Origin of the sequence: Actinoplanes sp. G11-F43 (assembly GCF_050589265.1) — a bacterium.
Lineage (GTDB): Bacteria > Actinomycetota > Actinomycetes > Mycobacteriales > Micromonosporaceae > Actinoplanes.
Map to the genome: position 1 here is coordinate 109,846 of NZ_JBNZCE010000005.1, position 17,931 is coordinate 127,776.

Below are 17,931 nucleotides of genomic sequence, written 5' to 3' on the forward strand. Positions count from 1 at the left end.
CCCTACTCCTCCCGGTGCACCTTGTGCTGGGCGGCCTGGGCGATCGGGCGCACCACCAGACGGTCGACGTTCACGTGCTGCGGGCGGGTCGCGGTCCACGCGACGCAGTCCGCGATGTCGTCGGCGATCAGGGGTTCCCTGACCCCCGCGTACACCGAAGCGGCCTTGGCCCGGTCGCCGCCGAAGCGGTTGACGGCGAACTCGTCGGTCCGGACCATGCCCGGGTCGATCTCGATCACCCGGACCGGCTTGCCGGACAGCTCCAGCCGCAGTGTCCCGACCAGGGCGGTCTGACCGTGTTTGGCCGCCACATAACCACCACCGCCCTCGTACGGCGTGAAGGCCGCGGTGGAACCGACGGTCACGATCGTCCCGGCTCCGCTCGCCTCCAGCGCGGGCAGCAGCGCCTTGGTGACGCGCAGGGTGCCGAGCACGTTCACGTCGTACATCCACTGCCAGTCCTCGACCGACCCGCCGGCCACCGGGTCCAGCCCCTTGGCCCCGCCGGCGTTGTTGACCAGCAGCGTGACCGGTGCGCCCAGCCCGGTGACGGTGGCGGCCAGCCGGGCCACCGACTCGTCCGAGGTGACGTCGCACTCGACCGCGGTGGCCGAGCCGCCGCCGATCTCCTCGACCAGTGCGGTCAGCCGATCCGCCCGGCGGGCCGCCGCGACGACGTGGAAGCCCTCGGTGGCCAGACGCCGGGCGGTGGCCGCGCCGATCCCGCTGGATGCCCCGGTGACCACTGCGATGTTCTGCATCCGCCGATTCTTCCGCACCCGCCGCTTCCCGCCTCCTGATCAATGACCTGGATCACCCCGGGTTGATTGTGTGGTGGTTCCCGGGACGCCGATGGGGAAGATGAACCTTGAGGCAACAACTTTTCACATCCGATACGGGAGGATCCCCAGTGGCTGACCCAGGTCCCGGTGGCCGGTGGCCGACTCCCCGCCGGATCGCCACGCTCTCCGTGCACACCTCACCCCTGGAGCAACCGGGCACCGGGGACGCGGGCGGCATGAACGTCTATATCGTCGAGATCGCGAAACGGCTTGCCGAACGGGACGTCGAGGTGGAGATCTTCACCCGCGCCACCGCCAGTGGCCTGCCACCGGTCGTCGAGATGGCTCCCGGTGTGCACGTCCGGCACGTGACGGCGGGCCCGTTCGAGGGCCTGGCCAAGGAGGAGTTGCCGGCCCAGCTCTGCGCGTTCACCAACGGCGTGCTGCGGGCCGAGGCGGCGCATCCGCCCGGCTACTACGACCTGATCCACTCGCACTACTGGCTCTCCGGCCAGATCGGCTGGCTGGCCCGGGAGCGCTGGGGCGTGCCGCACGTGCACACCGCGCACACCCTGGCCAAGGTGAAGAACAGGTTCATCGCCGCCGGTGACCGGCCGGAGCCGAAGGCCCGGGTGATCGGCGAGGAGCAGGTGGTGGCCGCCTCGGATCGCCTGGTGGCGAACACCGATTTCGAGGCGCGGGACCTGATCGGCCACTACGGCGCCGACCCGGCCCTGGTGAGTGTGGTCCCGCCGGGCGTCGATCTGCGCCGGTTCCGTCCGGGCGCCGTCGACCGGGCCCGGTTCGGGTTGCCCGAGCACGGCCGGATCATCGCCTTCGTCGGCCGGATCCAGCCGTTGAAGGCGCCGGACGTGCTGGTGGCCGCGCTCGCCGAGATGCGGGCCGCCGGCGCCGAGGCCACCCTGGTGATCTGCGGTGGCCCGAGCGGCAGCGGGCTGGACCGGCCGTCCTCGCTGATCGAGCTGGCCGCCACGCTCGGCGTCACCGACTCGGTGGTGTTCCTGCCCCCGCAGACCGGCGACGACCTGGCCGCCCTCTACCGGGCCGCGGATCTGGTCGCGGTGCCGTCCCACAACGAGTCGTTCGGGCTGGTCGCGCTGGAGGCGCAGGCCTGTGGCACGCCGGTGGTGGCGGCCGCGGTGGGTGGCCTGGTGACCGCGGTCCGGGACGGTGTCAGCGGTGTCCTGGTCGACGGGCACGACCCGCGCGACTGGGCGAAGGTGCTGGACCGGCTGCTGGACTCGCCCGGCCGCCGGCGTCGGCTGGCCGCCGGCGCGGTCGCGCACGCCTCGCAGTTCTCCTGGGATCGCACCGCCGAGACGCTTCTCCGGGTTTACCGTGACGCGGTGAGCGGGCATCGTGCGCTGATCGCGGCGCGGGTCGAGGGGGTGGCGTGCGGATGGTGACCGAGCTGATCGAGCGGGTGCTGACCGATCGGGAGCTGGACTGGGAGTCCACCGGGGAGCGGTCCTATGTGGTCACCCTGCCCGGCACGCACAAGCTGAAGACCGCCTGCAACCTGATCGTCGGTGAGCACGCGCTGCGGATCGAGGCGTTCGTGATGCGCCGGCCGGACGAGCGACACGAGGATCTGTGGGCCTGGCTGTTGCGGCGCAACGCCCGGATGTACGGCGTGGCCTTCTCCATCGACGCGGCCGGTGACGTCTACCTGACCGGCCGGGTGGCACTGTCCGGGTTGGACGAGGACGAGCTGGACCGGATCCTGGGTTCGGTGCTGACCTATGCCGACGAGTCCTTCGACACGATGCTGGAGATCGGGTTCGGCACGTCGATCCGGCGGGAGTGGGACTGGCGCGTCAAACGTGGCGAATCGACGGCCAACCTGCGTGCCTTCCAGCACCTGATCGAGCGGCCCGAGTAACAGTTCGATCATCAAGATCGGTCTATCCACGGCAGGGTGTCCAATGTCGACTCCGGTGCACCGAATCGGGACCGATTCGAGCCGGACATGAGTTTGTTGCCTATCGATGTATGGGTTGTTGCGATCCTGGGTACCGGCAGGCAGCTGGTGAACACCTGGGGATTCGCTGAGCCGTTGGCGACTGGTTCGACGGTCGTCTACCCTGTGCCGCCATTATCGTGGGCGTAGTTACCGAACGGTAAGCGTCGTGATTTCTTCCCTCCCGACAAACCCGGACGAGTGATTGGCGGATCATCCGATCGGTTGGTTGTTTGGCAATGTGACGGTTGAGACAGATGTCGACACGAAATCGGGTTGTGAGGCTTGACTGCCCCAACTAGCGTGGTCGATGGACGCCGAGCCGTCAGTTCGGGGAACGGGTCGATCAGCAATGATCGCCGCGGTTCGGCGTTTGGGGACGGGTGGCATGAGCCGTTGGGGGACGGCGCGACCCGAGACCGGCGGTTAGTGCGGACGGCGCCTATGGGGATGGGTGTCGTCCGCCGCCGCCGGCGCTATTTCACCTCCGCGAGCTCCTGCTGACGCAGTTGAGCCGCGCGCCTCGTGCGAGCCGGTCCGGCCAGCACCTGGCCGATCGCCACCAGCACACAGATCCCGAAACAGGACGCCCACAGCACCGTGTCACCCGCCGTCTGCAGCGCCAGACCGCCCAGGATCGGTGCCAGCGCCGACCCGGCCTGCCAGGAGAGCGAGTTCAGCCCCTGGTACCTCCCGCGCAGCGACCCCGGGGCGAGCGCCGCGATGGTGGCCGCGTTGCTCGGCGACTGGAGCATCTCGCCCAGCGTCCAGATCACCACGGTGAAGGCCAGCGTCAGAGCCGACCAGGCGACCCCCACCAGACCGAACCCGGCGCCGACCAGCAGCGCGCCGACCGCGAGCACCCGGGCGCTGTCCCGGCCCTGGATCAGCCGCGGCACGAAGAGCTGGCCGAGCACGATCAGCACCCCGTTCACCGCGATGATCGTGCCGTAGTCGACGGCCGAGTAGCCGTCCGCGATCATCGAGATGGACAGCGTCGCCTGGTGCTGGAAGATCACCAGCACGGTCAGGAAGTTGAGCCCGACGAAGGTCAGGAACACCCGGTCCCGCAGCGCCGCGCCGAGCCCGCCGCCGGTGGGCGCCACCGCGGCGATCGCCCCGGACGGGCGGGCCGGCCGGGTCTCGGCCAGGAAGATCAGGCTGATCACCGCGGTGACCAGGGTGCTGGCCGAGTCGACCACGAAGAGGATCAGGTAGTCCACCTGCGCGGCCAGGCCGGCGCACACCGCGGCCAGCGCGAAGCCCAGGTTGATCGCCCAGTAGTTCAGCGAGAACGCCCGGACCCGGTCGTGCTCCGGCACCACGTCGATCATCATGGCGCCGAACGCCGGCCGCGCGGCCTCGGCGAACAGGCCCAGCGCGAAGGCCGCGACCAGGATCTGCGGGTACGTCTGTGCCAGGCCCAGCCCGAGCATCAGCGCCGCCGCCCCGAACTGGGCGATCAGCAGGGTCGGCCGGCGGCCCCAGCGGTCGGACAGCACCCCGCCACCCATCGTGCCGATCGCGCCGCCCACCCCGTAGACGCCGAGGACCAGGCCGGCCTGGCTCTGCGAGAAACCCCGGTCGCTGGTCAGGTAGATGCTCAGGAACAGGACGACGAAGGAGCCGAGGCGGTTGATCAGCGTCCCGGCCCAGAGGACCCAGAACTGCCGCGGCAGTCCACCCGCGGTCTGTCGCAGCCAGCCTCGCACCGATGCCTCCTAGTAAGTGTTGATCAGGCTTCATTCCCTTACATGAGAGGTTCGGCGTGCAAGCGAGTTTCGGTGTGGCGACGGACACGTGACGGGTGGCCCGTATGTCGTACCTCCGGACGGGGGAAGATGGGGGTCATGACTGGAACCCTGGTGCTGCTGCGGCACGGCAACAGCGAGTGGAACGCCAAGAACCTCTTCACCGGCTGGGTCGACGTCGACCTGGACGCCAAGGGTGAGACCGAGGCCCGGCGCGGTGGCGAGCTTCTCAAGGAGCAGGGGGTGCTGCCCGACGTGGTGCACACCAGCCTCCTCCGCCGCGCGATCCGCACCAGCGAGATCGCACTGCACATCACCGACCGGCACTGGATCCCGGTGAAGCGTCACTGGCGGCTCAACGAGCGTCACTACGGCGCCCTGCAGGGCAAGGACAAGAAGCAGACCCTGGAGACGTACGGCGAGGAGCAGTTCATGCTGTGGCGTCGCTCGTACGACGTCCCCCCGCCCCCGATCGAGGCCGGCTCCGAGTTCGGCCAGGACGGCGACGCCCGGTACGCCGATCTCGCCCCGGAGATCCTGCCCAAGGCCGAGTGCCTGAAGGACGTGCTGGTCCGGGCCCTGCCCTACTGGTACGACGCGATCGTCCCGGACCTGCGGGCCGGCAAGACGGTGCTGGTGGCGGCGCACGGCAACTCGCTGCGCGCGATCGTCAAGCACCTCGACGACATCTCCGACGAGGCGATCGCCGGGCTGAACATCCCGACCGGCATCCCGCTGCGCTACGACCTGGACGAGAACCTGCGCCCGATCACCAAGGGCGGCACCTACCTCGACCCGGTCGCCGCGAAGGAGGCCGCCGAGGCGGTCGCCAACCAGGGCAAGAAGTAGCGTTCACGGATGAGGCCGGGACACCCCGTGGTGGTCCCGGCCTCAGTTCGTCTTCTCGTGTGGTGGGGGGGGGGGGGGGGGGGGGGGGGGGGGGGCNCGGCTCGATACGAGCCGCACCGCACCACACGGAATCAGGCGTTGTCCTCGGCGGCGGACACCGTCTGGCCGGTGATCAGGTAGATCAGGTGCTCGCCGATGTTCACCGCGTGGTCGGCGTACCGCTCGTAGAACCGGCCCAGCAGGGCGCCGTCGATCGCCGTCTCGGCGCCGTAGGGCCAGTCGTCGGCCAGCATGATCTTGAACAGCTCGCGCTCGAGGTCGTCGATCGCGTCGTCGTCCTTCTCCAGCTGGGCCGCCAGCTCCACGTTCGGCTTGGCGAGCAGGCCGGCGATCTTCTCGGCCATCTGGTCGGCCACCTCGGCCATGCCCTTGAAAGCCGGGCGCAGCTCGGCCGGAACCGCCGGGGACGGGTGCCGGCGGGCCGCCGTCTTCGCCACGTGCTCGGCCAGGTCACCCATCCGCTCCAGGTCGGCGGCGATGTGCAGAGCGGTGATGACCCGCCGCAGGTCGGAGGCGACCGGGGCCTGGCGGGCGATGGTGTCGGCGACCTTGATCTCGACCTGCTCGTAGATCGCGTCGACCTCGGAGTCGCGCTCGATCACGGCCTGGGCGGCCTTCAGGTCGGCGGTCAGCAGAGCCGAGGTCGCCTTGCGCAGTGCCGCGCGGACCGACTCCGCCATGGTCACCAGCAGACGGCTCACCTCGACCAGATCGGCCTGGTACTCCTCGCGCATTTCCACGTCCTCTTTCATTGGCGTCGGCCGGGTGTTCGCAGCTCACGGTATGGGCGTGGAGCGGCCTGAACGTGAACAGCGGTGAACGACGCCGGGCCTGGCGGTGAACATTGCCCGACGCGCGACCGATTTGCCGTAATGGCCCTGGGGTCCAGGTAAACAATGACCCTACGATCGCAGCGTGGAGTGGGATTACGCCATCGGCATGGTTGCTGCCGCGCTTGCCGTCGGCGTGGGAGCGGGACTCGCCCTTGCCCGGATTCGCCGACCGGGCGGACCGGCTCGGACCGGGGGACCGGAGGGGAGCGCCGCCATCGAACCGGACGACGATCGCCCGGGAGGCAAACACGGCCTCAAGGGGCTCGGACGGAAGAGCCTCGATTCGTTACGGGTGGGAGTCGTCGTCCTCGACGCCGACGACCATCCGGTATTGGTCAACCCGGCCGCGCGGGCGATGGGACTGCTCCGCTCCGGCGGGGCGCCCGGCACCATCGCGGCTCATCCGATCCTGCGGACGCTGGCCGGCCAGGTGCGGCGGACCGGCGTACGCAGGGAAGTGGAACTGGATCTTCCGCGGGGACGGGCCGGAGGCGGGCACGCCCCGCTCGGACTGCACCTGCGGGCGGTCGCACTGAACGCCACCCACGTCGCGGTCGAGGCCGCCGACGTGACCGAGTCGCACCGGCTGGCCCGGGTCCGGCGGGACTTCGTGGCCAACGTCAGCCACGAGCTGAAGACCCCGATCGGCGCCCTCCAGCTGCTGGCCGAGGCGCTGCTCGACGCGACCCAGCTGCCCGAGGCGGCCCCCGAGGCCCAGTCCGAGGACCTGCTGGCCGCGCGCCGGTTCGCCGAGCGGATCCACCATGAGTCCGCCCGGATGGGCCGGCTCGTCAACGAGCTGCTCGAACTCACCCGGCTACAGGGTGCCGAGCCGCTGCCCAACCCCGAGCCGGTCTCGCTGGACTGGGTGATCGCCGAGGTGGTCGACCGCACCCGCACCACCTCGTCGGCCAAGAACATCGAGATCGCGTACGAGGGGCCCAAAGGCTCCATGGTGTACGGCAGCGACAGTCAGATCGCCACCGCGGTCACCAACCTGGTGGAGAACGCGATCGCGTACTCGGGCGAGGACACCAAGGTCTCGCTCACCATGCGGCACACCGACGACTGGATCGAGATCGACGTCGCCGACCAGGGCATCGGTATCGCCCCACAGGACGTGGAACGGGTCTTCGAACGGTTCTACCGTGCCGATCAGGCCCGCTCCCGTTCCACCGGCGGCACCGGCCTCGGCCTGGCCATCGTCAAGCACATCGCCACCAATCACGGTGGCCGCGTCGACGTGACCAGTTCACTCGGCGACGGTTCTACGTTCACCCTGCGCCTACCGGCGCGACCCCCCGAGTCCCCCTCGTCGTCACCGACGGCGATTGAGATCGAGTCCGGTGTGGCCGGGCGCTAGCCCGACCGCCGACGACGGAAGGAACTGCATTGGCCCGCGTGCTCGTGGTCGAGGACGAGGAGTCGTTCTCCGACGCCCTGTCGTACATGCTGCGTAAAGAAGGTTTCGAAGTCTCGGTCGCCGCGACCGGGACCTCCGCCCTGACGCAGTTCGACCGGACCGGTGCCGACATCGTGCTGCTCGACCTGATGCTGCCGGAGATGTCTGGCACCGAGGTCTGCCGCCAGTTGCGGCAGCGTTCGGCCGTCCCGATCATCATGGTCACCGCCCGGGACAGCGAGATCGACAAGGTGGTCGGCCTGGAGATCGGAGCGGACGACTACGTCACCAAGCCGTACTCACCCCGGGAACTCGTCGCCCGGATCCGCGCCGTACTGCGCCGGCAGGGCACCGAGGCGGCCGAGGTCACCACGCCGACCCTGGCCGCCGGCCCGGTCCGGATGGACGTGGAACGCCACGTGGTGACCGTCGACGGCTCCGGGGTCCAGCTGCCGCTCAAGGAGTTCGAGCTGCTCGAACTCCTGCTGCGCAACGCCGGCCGGGTGCTCACCCGCGGTCAGCTCATCGACCGGGTCTGGGGCGCCGACTACGTCGGTGACACCAAGACGCTCGACGTGCACGTGAAGCGGCTGCGCTCCAAGGTGGAGCCGGAGCCGTCGGCGCCGCGCTACATCGTCACCGTCCGGGGTCTCGGCTACAAGTTCGAGCCGTGATCTTTACTTGATACGAGACTACCCTGCATGAGACTATGGGGGAGCCGGGATGACCCGCCCGTGATCGGGTCATCCCGGTGCTCCCGCCCCGGCGTCTCACCGCAAGACGCCGGGGTGCCCCGCTGCCGTCAGGGCGGCGCTCAGGGTGGCGAGGGCCTGCTCGGTGATCGGCTCCCGGTCCTCGGCCGGATGATTGCGCTCCGCCCAGCACTCGCACGCGGCGTCCAGGAAGCTCAGATAGCCGTAGATCGCGTAGTCGAGCCGGGGATCGTCCGGCAGAAGTAACAACTCGCGCAGCAGGGTGGCGTAGGTGTCCCGGGTCTCCCGCCGCAACGCCGTCGCGGCGACCGGCTCACCGCCCGGCGACCGCAGCAGATGGAGCCATCCGGGCGACCACTCGGCGACCAGATCCAGATAGATCCGCACCGTGGCGGCCACATGATCGCGTGCCGTGCCCGGGTCGGCCCGGACCGCGGCCCGCTGACTGTCGATCAACCGGCGGACCCCGGCCTCGACGACCGCCGTGTAGAGCCCGCCCTTGCCCGCGAAATAGCGGTGCACCAGCGCCTCGGAAGCCCCCGCCGTCTCGGCCACCCGCGCCACCGACACCTGGGCGTAGGGCTGCGTGCTGAACGCCTCACCGGCTGCCCGGAGGATCTCGGCGCGACGGGTCTCAGCGTCCAGCCGCTGGCGGGGGCGGCGATCCGTGCGTGGCATGGGGTCGACTTTACCTTTTTTAGTGAGCTAGGCTCAGTACGTTACTGAGTCCGGCTCACTAACTCGGAGGCTGCTGATGACCGGCTGGATCGATCACGCTGTCTGGTGGCATGTCTACCCACTCGGCTTCACCGGTGCACTCCACTCCGGGCCCGGTCACCGGCTGGATCACCTGGCCGACTGGCTGGACTACGCGGTGGAGCTCGGCGCCAACGGCCTCCAGCTCGGGCCGATCTTCGCCTCGGAGAGCCACGGCTACGACACCGTCGACCACTTCCGCATCGATCCGCGGCTCGGCGACGATGCCGATTTCGACAAGCTCGCCGTCGCGGCCCGCGAGCGCGGCCTGCACCTGCTGCTCGACGGGGTGTTCAACCACGTGGGGCGGGGTTTCTCCGCGCCCGAGCACTGGTTCCGGCGCACCGGCTCCGGTGATCTCGCGGTCTTCGAGGGGCACGGCGCGCTGGTCGCCCTCGACCACGACCAGCCCGAGGTCCTCGACCACGTGGTGCGGGTGATGGATCACTGGCTGAGCCGGGGCGCGTCCGGTTGGCGGCTCGACGCGGCCTATGCCGTGCCACCCCGGTTCTGGGCCGAGGCCCTCGCCCGGGTGCGGCCCCGGCATCCCGGCGCGTGGTTCACCGGCGAGGTCATCCACGGCGACTATCCGGCCTATCTGCGGGAGAGCACCCTCGACTCGATCAGTCAGTACGAGTTGTGGAAGGCGATCTGGAGCAGTCTCAACGACCGCAACCTCTTCGAGCTGGCCTGGGCGCTCGACCGGCACGGCACGGTGCTGGACGCCGGCCTGCCGCTCACCTTCACCGGCAATCACGACGTGACCAGGCTGGCCACCCGGCTCACCGACGAGCGGCATCTCGGGCACGCGCTGGCCGTGCTGTTCACCGTCGGCGGGGTGCCTAGCGTCTACTACGGCGACGAGCAGGCATTCCGAGGCGTCAAGGAGGAGAGGGCCGGCGGCGACGACGAGATCCGCCCACCGTTCCCGGCAAGCCCGAGCGAGCTGGCCGCTTTCGGCTGGCCGACGTTCCGCCTGCACCAGCGCTTGATCGGTGTCCGGCGGCGCCACTCGTGGCTCGCACACGCCCGCACCAGCCCTGCCCACTTGACCAACGAGGCGGCCGCCTTGGTCGCCACAGCCCCCGACAACCCGTCCGGTCGCATCATCACGTTGCTCAACCTCGGCGACACGCCATTCACGTTCCCGCTCGACCAGGCGGGCCTCTCCTTGCTGGAGTCCGACACCCCAGGAGACTCCCGCCCGCCGCTGACCGTCCCACCACACGGTTGGTCAATCCTGGGCTGACCCATGCCCGCGGTCTCCCCGATCCTTACCAGCCGCCGGCCACGATCAGCTTGACGCCGAGCAGCCGGGCGTGGGGCACCGGTCAGCCGGGCGTGGGGGCGCCGGTCAGCCGGGCGCCGGGCAGCCGGGTAGCCGGGCCTGGGGGCGCCGGGGTCCCGGCCCCGCACCGCCCGGTCAACACCCACGCTGGCCACTTCCCGGCGACCCGCGCCCTGATGCCGTTCAGCCCACGGTGGCCTGCGCTTTCACGGCTTCGCTGGCGAAGGCATCTCGCCCTGCTCGCTGTCTTCCGCCCTGCTCGCTGTCTTCCGCCCTGCTCGCTGTCCTCGGCCTGGCCGTTTACGTTTCGCTTGGCATCGTTCCGGTTCCGATTGTTGTCCTGGTCGTCGGTCCACTTCCGGTCGCCCATCAGAGGTTCCGTGATCCACGGTGACGCCGAGGAGGTAGAGGGCTCGATGGCGGTGTCCACCGGGCTGCGTTGGGTCCTGTGGAACAGACCTCGCGGGAGCGAGGCGAGGTCCGGGAGCCACCTGGGCAATCCGTAGCCCGCAAGATCTGCCGCACAGGTTAACCGTGAGTGATCAGGCGGCCGCAGAGAAGACTCGAATGAGCCTACTTTCTCAGCTGCTGGCCCGCTCGCGGTCAATTCCTCGCGCGAGTGTCCGCCTTCCAGCTTCTCCCTGGCCGACCTTGGTGGATTTACCACCGTTTCCGGTGGTAAATCCAACAAGATCTCTGCTGAGCGAGTCGCCCACGCGAGGTATTGACCGCGAGTGATCAGGCAGTCGAGAAGAAGACCCGAATAGGCGGAGAATCATCCAGATCGCGCGGGGTGATGCGGTCCGCTCGGCCGGTGCTCCTCGGCTGAATCTTGAACGGTGGAGCCAGTGCCGCAGCGACTTCTCTCGATCATCGAACGGCAGCCGGGGCGATTCAGCCCGGATGGACCATTCGGTGAGCAGCCGTGATTCTTTCAGCCCGGATGGACCATTCCGTGACCAGCCGTGATTTTTTCGGCCCGGATGGACCATGCCGTGGCCAGCCGTGGTCATCCCCGCCGGCCGCGCTCGATGAGGTGTCGAGTGCGTCCGACGGTGTCCCAGGCCCGGCAGATGATCACGATGCCGCGAGCGTGCGACCTCGTCGGGTCGCGCAACCCGACACCCGACCACAATCCGTGACCATGTGCGCCCGCCGGTTACCAACTGTGACCATGTGCGCCCGCCGGGGATGTCGGCCGTCAAGGTGTGCGTCCGTTGGGTTGCCGGCGGTCGGGGTGTGCGTCCGTTGGGTTGCCGGCGGTCAGGGTGTGCGTCCGTTGGGGCTGTCGGCGGTCGGGGTGTGCGTCCGTTGGGGCTGTCGGCGGTCGGGGTGTGCGTCCGTTGGGGCTGTTGGCTGTGGCGTGGTGTGCGTCGGGGCTGTTGCTGTGATCGTGTGCGTTGGGGTCTTTGCCGGCTGTGTCTGGCGCTGGGGCTGGAGCCGGCGTGACGGAGCCGGTCTGTGGAGAGGTCTTGCCAGGTCGGCCTGGTGCCGAGGTGCGGGAGGGTCAGCGGCGGCGGGTGGCGGGTTTGGCGGCGGCGTTGGCCGTGGTGGTCGCCGGATGGACGGCGATCAGGCCGGACTTCAGGCGGGCCGCGCACAGTTCGGCCAAGCGGGCGTAGGCCGGCTCGCCGATCAACTCGGTCAGTTCCGGGGCGTAGGTGACATACATCGCCTCGGTGCCGACGTGGGCGTCCGGCGACGACGTGCACCACCAGGACAGGTCGTGGCCGCCGGGGCCCCAGCCGCGCCTGTCGAACTCCGACAATGTGGACTGGAGGAGCTTGGTGCCGTCGGGGCGGGTGATCCAGTCCTGTTCGCGGCGGACCGGCAGCTGCCAGCACACGTCCGGCTTGTAGGCGAGCGGATGTTTGCCGTCCCGGAGTGCCTGGGCGTGCAGCGCGCATCCGCCGCCGCCGGCGAAATCGGCTTCGTTGTGGAAGACGCACGGCCCGTCGGCGGAGCGGGTGGCGGTCCGCCGTGCCGGTTTGGTGCCGTCGACGGTGTCCACCTCGGTCCAGTTCTTGAAACCGCGACGATGATGCTGCCAGGTGAGCGGGGTCAGTTTGAGGACCGCGGCTTTGACCCGGTTCTCGTCGTCGGCGTCGGTGAAGAACGCCCCGTGTGAGCAGCAGCCGTCGTCGGCCCGGCCGGGGAGGATGCCTCGGCAGGCGGATCCGAAGACGCACGTCCACCGGGACAGCAGCCAGGTCAGGTCGGCCCGGACCACGTGCTGCTCATCGGCGGGATCGAGGAATTCGATCCATTCGCGAGGGAAGTCGAGCGCTACTTCCCGTGGTGGCGTCTTGCGGCTCATCCGGGTCAGCGTACGCCCACCAGTGGATCATGACCGTTTAGAGCTGATATATCCCGCCCTGTTGCGCGCGGCTACGCTGGAGGGCGTGACTTCCCGCGTACCCGTGCTTCTCTCCAGCTCCTCGGTCTTCCCGGAGCCGACGGCGGCGGCGTTCGAGATGGCGGCCACGGTCGGCTACGACGGCCTCGAGGTCATGGTGTGGACCGACGCCGTCAGCCAGGACGCCGGCGCCCTCAAGGGACTCGCCGACCACTACGGCGTGCCGGTCCTGTCGGTGCACGCCCCCTGCCTGCTGGTCACCCAGCGGGTGTGGAGCGCCGATCCCTGGGAGCGCCTGACCCGTGCCGCCCAGCTCGCCGAGTCGCTCGGCGCCCCGACCGTGGTGGTGCATCCGCCGTTCCGATGGCAGGGCGACTACGCACGCAACTTCGCGGAGGGGCTGGCCAAGGTGCGGGGCCGGCATCCGGACCTGACCTTCGCGGTGGAGAACATGTTCCCGGTGAAGATGGCCGGCCGCTGGGTGGTGCCGTACAACCCGGGCTGGGATCCGACCGAGACCGGCTTCGACGCGTACACGCTGGATCTCTCGCATTGTGCCGCGTCCCGGATCGACGCCCTGGAGATGGCGGACCGGATGGGCGCGGGTTTGAAGCACGTGCATCTCGGTGACGGCACCGGCGAGGGCCGGGACGAGCATCTGGTGCCGGGCCGGGGCAATCAGCCGTGTGCCGAGCTGCTGCGGTCGCTGGCCGGGCGCGGATTCACCGGGTCGGTGGCCCTGGAGATCAACACCCGCAAGGCGGCGAGCCGGCCGGCCCGTGAGGCGGATCTGCGGGAGGCGCTGGAGTTCGCCCGTAAGCACCTGGAGCCGACACCCGCGATCAAGCAGGGGTGAGGGACCCGGCGGCTCGTTTGCGGGCCCGGTGCGCGGCGACGTGTGAGCGGGTCGCGCACCGCTCGGAGCAGAACCGCCGGCAGTTGTTGGACGACGTGTCCAGGTAGACGTTGCCGCACCGCTCGTCGGCGCAGATGCCGAAGCGTGCGCTGCCGTACTCGCAGAGCCAGACGGACAGGCCCCAGGCGGCGCCGGCCAGGTATTCCGCGCTGACCGACGAGCCCCGGCTGGTCACGTGCATGTGCCAGTCGCTGGCGTCGTGGCCGGAGATGCGTGGCTGCACCGGATAGGCTTCGAGCAGGGCGTTGAGTTCCCGCACGGCGTCGGCGTCCTGTCCGGACGTCCCGTGCTCGAAGACCTCGCGCAGCCGGCGCTGCGCACGGCGGAAGACGGCCAGATCCTTCTCGGCGACCTGATCACGCATCCAGGCCTGATCGCCGCCGAACAGGGCCCGCAACCCGGCGAGATCGTCCAGTCCGGCGTTGACGAGGTCTATCGCCGTCCGGGCGTACGCATCGAAGTTCACCCGACAACGGTAGCCGCACCTGGCCCGATGGGGCACGTACCGCTCCCGGGGATCCGTGCCGGGCCCGGAGGTTACGCTCGGCGCATGCTCCGTTCCCTGTTTCTCGCCGCGGCCGGGTCCGCCCGGCTCGAGCGACTGGTCGAGTCCGCCCCTGTCAGCCGGGGGATCGTGCAGCGGTTCGTCGCCGGCCGCAGTGCCGACGAGGTGCTGCGGGTCAGCCGCGATCTCGCCGACGACGGGATGACCGTCAGCCTGGACCATCTGGGGGGTGACACCCGGACGGTCGAACAGGCGGTGGCCACCCGGGACGAGTATCTCGCGGTGCTCGGCCGCCTCCGCGACCTAGCCCTGACTCCGGCGGTCGAGGTGAGCGTCAAACTCTCGGCCCTGGGCCAGTCGATCGACGAGAAATTGGCGTACGAGCACGCCCGCGCGGTCTGTGCGGCGGCGGCCGAGGCGGGGACCACGGTCACGCTGGACGCCGAGGATCACAGCACCACGGACGCGACTCTGGAGACGCTGGCCGGGTTGCGCAAGGACTTCCCGTCCACCGGGGCGGCCCTGCAGGCGCATCTGCGGCGGACCGAGGGGGACTGCCGGGAGCTGGCGACGGCCGGTTCGCGGGTGCGGCTCTGCAAGGGGGCGTACTCCGAGCCCGAGTCGGTGGCCTTCCCGTCGGCGCTGGATGTGGACAAGTCGTTCGTCCGCTGTCTGAACATCCTGATGTCGGGGGAGGGCTATCCGATGGTGGCCACCCACGATCCCCGGCTGATCGCGATCGCGGAGGACCGGGCGCGCTGGTTCGACCGTTCCTCCGGGGAGTACGAGTTCCAGCTGCTGTACGGGGTGCGCCCGGAGGAGCAGGCCCGGCTGGCGGCGAGTGGGCACACGGTGCGGGTGTATCTGCCGTACGGCGAGCAGTGGTACGGCTACCTGATGCGCCGTCTGGCCGAGCGCCCGGCGAACGTGGGTGTTCTGGCCCGCGCCGTCACCTCCAAGAAGTAAAAGCGGCCAAAACGCCACAGATCCGGCGTGTCGTCCTTGACTTTTTGTGGGCATTTCACGGAACGTATCGCGTTGGTCACAGCAGTATCGATACCGTTCGGATGACACGCACGTCGTCCCCGCGGCGTCCGGGACCCTCCGGCCGCGGCGGATCGTGCCAGCGAAAGGATCGGTGCGACGCGATGACGGGTCCAGCCCAGACCGAGGAACGGCTCTCGGAGGTTCGGTTCCTGACCGTGGCGGAGGTGGCCTCGCTGATGCGGGTCTCCAAGATGACCGTCTACCGGCTCGTGCACGGCGGTGACCTCACCGCGGTCCGGGTCGGCCGCTCGTTCCGCGTGCCGGAGCACGCGGTGCACGAGTACCTGCGCGGAGCTTTCTCGCAAAGCGCCTGACGGGCGGGGCCGTGTTGGCCCGGCTGGAGCATGCCGGTACGCTGGACCGGTCGGTTCCCGGGTCCGTCGCTGCCCTAGGCACTTTTCAGACCCCGGGCACCCTTCAGTCAGGTTTCCGGCTGACCCCCCGGGGTATGAGCCGGATCCATCCACATGGTTCGAGAGGCAGTTCGTATGGGCTCCGTGGTCAAGAAGCGCCGCAAGCGTATGGCGAAGAAGAAGCACCGCAAGCTGCTGCGCAAGACCCGCGTCCAGCGTCGCCGTCTCGGCAAGTGATTGCAGGCCGGGCTGTTGGCCCGGCTTGAGGATCTCACGTGACAGCACCGCCTAGCGTTGTCGTGGTCACCGGGGTGAGCCGTTATCTCGGCGCCCGGGTCGCTGCACGTCTTGCCGCAGATCCCCGGATCGATCGTGTGGTCGGTCTGGATCCGCACGACCCGCCGGCGGGCCTTCTCGGCCTGTTGGAGGGTGTGGAGCGGATCCGGGCCGACGCGCGGGCGGCCACCGAAGCCATCGCTGATCTCGGCGCCGAGGCTGTCGTGCACCTCGCCATCACGAGCGTGCCCGACGCCAAGCACGGCCGTTCGGCGATGAAGGAGCAGAACGTCATCGGCACCATGCAGGTGCTGGCCGCTGCTCAGGGTGCGCGCGGGTTGCGCAAGCTGGTGGTGCGTTCGTCCACCGCCGCCTACGGCGCGTCGTTCCGTGATCCCGCGGTGTTCACCGAGGACACCGAGCCCCGTGCCGTGCCGCGTGGCGCGTTCGCCCGGGACATCCTCGACATCGAGGGGTACGTCCGCGGGTTCCGCCGCCGCCGTCCCGAGGTCGCGGCGACGGTTCTCCGCTTCGCTCCGATGATCAGCTCGTCCGCCGAGACGTCGCTGACCCGCTACTTCTCCCAGCCGGTGATTCCCACGGTGATCGGCCGTGACGCCCGGCTCCAGTTCGTCCACGCCGAGGACGCGCTGGAGATCCTGCACCGTTCGGTGACCGAGGACCATCCGGGCACCTTCAACGTCGCCGGTTCCGGTGTCCTGATGCTCTCCCAGGCGGTGCGCCGGGCCGGCCGGATCTCGCTGCCGGTGCCCGAGACGGCACTGTCCAGTGGTGCCGCCCTGCTCCGCCAGTTCGGTGTCGAGCAGATCGGGCTGGACCAGATCGACCTCTTCGTGCACGGTCGGGTGGTGGACACCACCCGCCTGATCAACGAGTTCGGTTTCACCCCGCGGACCACCGCGGAGGCGTTCGAGGAGTTCATCCAGGCGCACGCCGACGGGGCGACGCTCACCGCGGACCGGCTGGCCGCGGCGGAGGCCGTGATCCTGGACCGGATCCGCAAGGCCCGTGAGGCGACGGCATGAGCCAGGACGAGTACCGCGGCGACATGCTGCCCGGCCACATCGACTTCGAGCTGCCCGAGCCGCCGCCGGTGAAACGGGTGAACGGGCGGCGCCCGATCCCGGAGAAACCGGCTGACGATCCCGTCGATGAGAAGGTCGACGAGAAGGTCGACGTCTGGGACCGGCGGGTCGCCGACAGCCTGGCCTTCCTGCGGCGCCGGCTGGCCGGCGGTTACCAGGTGGACGAGTTCGGGTTCGACCCGGAGCTGTCCGAGGCGTTGTTCCACCCGCTGCTGAAGGTGCTCTACCGGGACTGGTTCCGCACCGAGGTGTTCGGGATCGAGAACGTGCCGATGGAGGGTGGCGGCCTGGTGGTCGGCAACCACTCCGGCACGATCGCGCTGGACGCCCTGATGCTCACCGTCGCACTGCACGACAAGCACCCGCGCGAGCGGCACCTGCGCCTGCTCGGCGCCGACCTGGTCTTCCGGATGCCGGTGATGAGCGAGCTGGCCCGCGCGGCCGGCGCCACCGTGGCCTGCACCCCGGACGCCGAGCGCCTGATGACCTCGGGCCAGCTGGTGGGGGTCTTCCCGGAGGGCTTCAAAGGCATCGGGAAGCGGTTCTCCGACCGCTACAAACTGCAGCGGTTCGGTCGCGGTGGTTTCGTCTCGGCCGCCCTGCGCACCGGTACGCCGATCGTGCCGGTGGCGATCGTCGGCGCCGAGGAGATCTACCCGATCCTGGCCGACCTGAAGCCGCTGGCCCGGCTGCTCGGCATCCCGTACTTCCCGGTCACGCCGACCTTCCCGCTGCTGGGCCCGCTGGGCATGGTCCCGCTGCCGAGCAAGTGGCTGATCGAGTTCTGCCCGCCGATCCCGACCGCGCATCTCACCGAGTTCGCGGATGATCCGCTGGTGGTCTACAACCTCGCCGACCAGGTCCGGGAGACCATCCAGGCGACGTTGCACGAGTTGCTGGAGAAGCGCCCCGACCCGTTCGGGCCCTAGGAGTATCAGCACGGGTAGTGCCAATTTC

Annotated in this window: 18 protein-coding genes; 12 read left to right on the top strand and 6 right to left on the bottom strand. The window is 69.5% G+C overall.

Annotation, left to right across the window (positions count from 1 at the left end; genetic code table 11):
* Nucleotides 1-2: 2 nt before the first annotated feature.
* Nucleotides 3-761: an SDR family oxidoreductase gene (locus tag ACQ0O7_RS05620; RefSeq protein WP_430780672.1), complete on the bottom strand. Its 759-nt coding sequence runs from the start codon at nt 759-761 to the stop codon at nt 3-5.
* A 149-nt stretch (nt 762-910) separates the two neighbouring features.
* On the opposite strand from ACQ0O7_RS05620, the gene mshA reads away from it, so the two are divergent.
* Entirely contained in the window at nt 911-2,209 is a 1,299-nt protein-coding gene (mshA, locus tag ACQ0O7_RS05625; protein WP_430780673.1) for a D-inositol-3-phosphate glycosyltransferase, read from the top strand.
* Nucleotides 2,203-2,685 carry a YbjN domain-containing protein gene (locus ACQ0O7_RS05630; RefSeq protein ID WP_430780988.1) on the top strand — a complete coding sequence of 161 codons (483 nt, stop codon included), beginning with the start codon at nt 2,203-2,205 and terminating at the stop codon, nt 2,683-2,685. Before mshA ends, ACQ0O7_RS05630 begins: the two co-directional genes overlap by 7 nt.
* Nucleotides 2,686-3,239: 554 nt before the next feature.
* On the opposite strand, the gene ACQ0O7_RS05635 is transcribed toward ACQ0O7_RS05630, so the two are convergent.
* A complete protein-coding gene (locus ACQ0O7_RS05635) occupies nt 3,240-4,475 on the bottom strand; it encodes an MDR family MFS transporter (protein ID WP_430780674.1) in 1,236 nt (411 codons plus the stop codon).
* 129 nt (nt 4,476-4,604) lie between these two features.
* On the opposite strand from ACQ0O7_RS05635, the gene ACQ0O7_RS05640 reads away from it, so the two are divergent.
* Nucleotides 4,605-5,363 (top strand): phosphoglyceromutase, encoded by a 759-nt coding sequence (locus ACQ0O7_RS05640; protein ID WP_430780675.1) that lies wholly within the window; start codon nt 4,605-4,607, stop codon nt 5,361-5,363.
* Nucleotides 5,364-5,494: 131 nt separating this feature from the next.
* On the opposite strand, the gene phoU is transcribed toward ACQ0O7_RS05640, so the two are convergent.
* Nucleotides 5,495-6,157 carry a phosphate signaling complex protein PhoU gene (gene phoU / locus ACQ0O7_RS05645; RefSeq protein WP_430780676.1) on the bottom strand — a complete coding sequence of 221 codons (663 nt, stop codon included), beginning with the start codon at nt 6,155-6,157 and terminating at the stop codon, nt 5,495-5,497.
* A gap of 181 nt (nt 6,158-6,338) precedes the next feature.
* Here phoU and ACQ0O7_RS05650 point away from each other — a divergent pair, with 181 nt between their 5' ends.
* Both ACQ0O7_RS05650 and ACQ0O7_RS05655 read left to right on the top strand, forming a co-directional pair.
* Nucleotides 6,339-7,619, top strand: coding sequence for a sensor histidine kinase (locus tag ACQ0O7_RS05650; RefSeq protein WP_430780677.1), 1,281 nt, complete (start codon nt 6,339-6,341; stop codon nt 7,617-7,619).
* A gap of 29 nt (nt 7,620-7,648) precedes the next feature.
* Entirely contained in the window at nt 7,649-8,332 is a 684-nt protein-coding gene (locus ACQ0O7_RS05655; RefSeq protein ID WP_045740134.1) for a response regulator transcription factor, read from the top strand.
* 96 nt (nt 8,333-8,428) lie between these two features.
* Here the strand turns inward: ACQ0O7_RS05655 and ACQ0O7_RS05660 are convergent, their stop codons facing one another.
* Nucleotides 8,429-9,049: a TetR/AcrR family transcriptional regulator gene (locus tag ACQ0O7_RS05660; RefSeq protein WP_430780678.1), complete on the bottom strand. Its 621-nt coding sequence runs from the start codon at nt 9,047-9,049 to the stop codon at nt 8,429-8,431.
* Nucleotides 9,050-9,125: 76 nt separating this feature from the next.
* Between ACQ0O7_RS05660 and ACQ0O7_RS05665 the strand changes: the two genes are divergently transcribed.
* Nucleotides 9,126-10,376: an alpha-amylase family glycosyl hydrolase gene (locus ACQ0O7_RS05665; protein ID WP_430780679.1), complete on the top strand. Its 1,251-nt coding sequence runs from the start codon at nt 9,126-9,128 to the stop codon at nt 10,374-10,376.
* Nucleotides 10,377-11,922: 1,546 nt separating this feature from the next.
* Here the strand turns inward: ACQ0O7_RS05665 and ACQ0O7_RS05670 are convergent.
* A complete protein-coding gene (locus ACQ0O7_RS05670) occupies nt 11,923-12,732 on the bottom strand; it encodes a hypothetical protein (RefSeq protein WP_430780680.1) in 810 nt (269 codons plus the stop codon).
* Between the two features lie 85 nt (nt 12,733-12,817).
* Between ACQ0O7_RS05670 and ACQ0O7_RS05675 the strand changes: the two genes are divergently transcribed.
* Nucleotides 12,818-13,627, top strand: a complete 810-nt coding sequence (locus tag ACQ0O7_RS05675) for a sugar phosphate isomerase/epimerase family protein (protein ID WP_430780681.1) — start codon at nt 12,818-12,820, stop codon at nt 13,625-13,627.
* Here the strand turns inward: ACQ0O7_RS05675 and ACQ0O7_RS05680 are convergent.
* Nucleotides 13,614-14,153: a CGNR zinc finger domain-containing protein gene (locus tag ACQ0O7_RS05680; protein WP_430780682.1), complete on the bottom strand. Its 540-nt coding sequence runs from the start codon at nt 14,151-14,153 to the stop codon at nt 13,614-13,616. The genes ACQ0O7_RS05675 and ACQ0O7_RS05680 overlap by 14 nt on opposite strands.
* Before the next feature lie 84 nt (nt 14,154-14,237).
* Here ACQ0O7_RS05680 and ACQ0O7_RS05685 point away from each other — a divergent pair, with 84 nt between their 5' ends.
* From ACQ0O7_RS05685 to ACQ0O7_RS05705, 5 genes are all read left to right on the top strand, one after another.
* Nucleotides 14,238-15,158, top strand: a complete 921-nt coding sequence (locus ACQ0O7_RS05685; protein WP_430780683.1) for a proline dehydrogenase family protein — start codon at nt 14,238-14,240, stop codon at nt 15,156-15,158.
* 182 nt (nt 15,159-15,340) lie between these two features.
* Complete coding sequence (locus ACQ0O7_RS05690; protein ID WP_092552121.1) at nt 15,341-15,553, top strand: helix-turn-helix domain-containing protein; 213 nt, start codon at nt 15,341-15,343, stop codon at nt 15,551-15,553.
* 174 nt (nt 15,554-15,727) lie between these two features.
* On the top strand, nt 15,728-15,829 hold the full coding sequence (locus tag ACQ0O7_RS05695) for a 30S ribosomal protein bS22 (protein WP_007465623.1): 102 nt from the start codon (nt 15,728-15,730) through the stop codon (nt 15,827-15,829).
* A 38-nt stretch (nt 15,830-15,867) separates the two neighbouring features.
* The gene (locus ACQ0O7_RS05700; protein ID WP_430780684.1) at nt 15,868-16,914 is read left to right on the top strand and encodes an NAD-dependent epimerase/dehydratase family protein; all 1,047 of its coding nucleotides are present in this window, start codon (nt 15,868-15,870) and stop codon (nt 16,912-16,914) included.
* On the top strand, nt 16,911-17,903 hold the full coding sequence (locus ACQ0O7_RS05705; protein ID WP_430780685.1) for a lysophospholipid acyltransferase family protein: 993 nt from the start codon (nt 16,911-16,913) through the stop codon (nt 17,901-17,903). Before ACQ0O7_RS05700 ends, ACQ0O7_RS05705 begins: the two co-directional genes overlap by 4 nt.
* The last annotated feature ends 28 nt before the right edge of the window (nt 17,904-17,931 follow it).

What these genes read in the sequence shown, in the direction of transcription:
- ACQ0O7_RS05620 (WP_430780672.1), bottom strand. Translation starts at nt 761, where the DNA reads ATGCAGAACATCGCAGTGGTCACCGGGGCATCCAGCGGGATCGGCGCG.
- ACQ0O7_RS05630 (WP_430780988.1), top strand. Translation starts at nt 2,203, where the DNA reads ATGGTGACCGAGCTGATCGAGCGGGTGCTGACCGATCGGGAGCTGGAC.
- ACQ0O7_RS05640 (WP_430780675.1), top strand. Translation starts at nt 4,605, where the DNA reads ATGGGGGTCATGACTGGAACCCTGGTGCTGCTGCGGCACGGCAACAGC.
- phoU (WP_430780676.1), bottom strand. Translation starts at nt 6,157, where the DNA reads ATGCGCGAGGAGTACCAGGCCGATCTGGTCGAGGTGAGCCGTCTGCTG.
- ACQ0O7_RS05660 (WP_430780678.1), bottom strand. Translation starts at nt 9,049, where the DNA reads ATGCCACGCACGGATCGCCGCCCCCGCCAGCGGCTGGACGCTGAGACC.
- ACQ0O7_RS05665 (WP_430780679.1), top strand. Translation starts at nt 9,126, where the DNA reads ATGACCGGCTGGATCGATCACGCTGTCTGGTGGCATGTCTACCCACTC.
- ACQ0O7_RS05670 (WP_430780680.1), bottom strand. Translation starts at nt 12,732, where the DNA reads ATGAGCCGCAAGACGCCACCACGGGAAGTAGCGCTCGACTTCCCTCGC.
- ACQ0O7_RS05685 (WP_430780683.1), top strand. Translation starts at nt 14,238, where the DNA reads ATGCTCCGTTCCCTGTTTCTCGCCGCGGCCGGGTCCGCCCGGCTCGAG.
- ACQ0O7_RS05690 (WP_092552121.1), top strand. Translation starts at nt 15,341, where the DNA reads ATGACGGGTCCAGCCCAGACCGAGGAACGGCTCTCGGAGGTTCGGTTC.
- ACQ0O7_RS05695 (WP_007465623.1), top strand. Translation starts at nt 15,728, where the DNA reads ATGGGCTCCGTGGTCAAGAAGCGCCGCAAGCGTATGGCGAAGAAGAAG.
- ACQ0O7_RS05705 (WP_430780685.1), top strand. Translation starts at nt 16,911, where the DNA reads ATGAGCCAGGACGAGTACCGCGGCGACATGCTGCCCGGCCACATCGAC.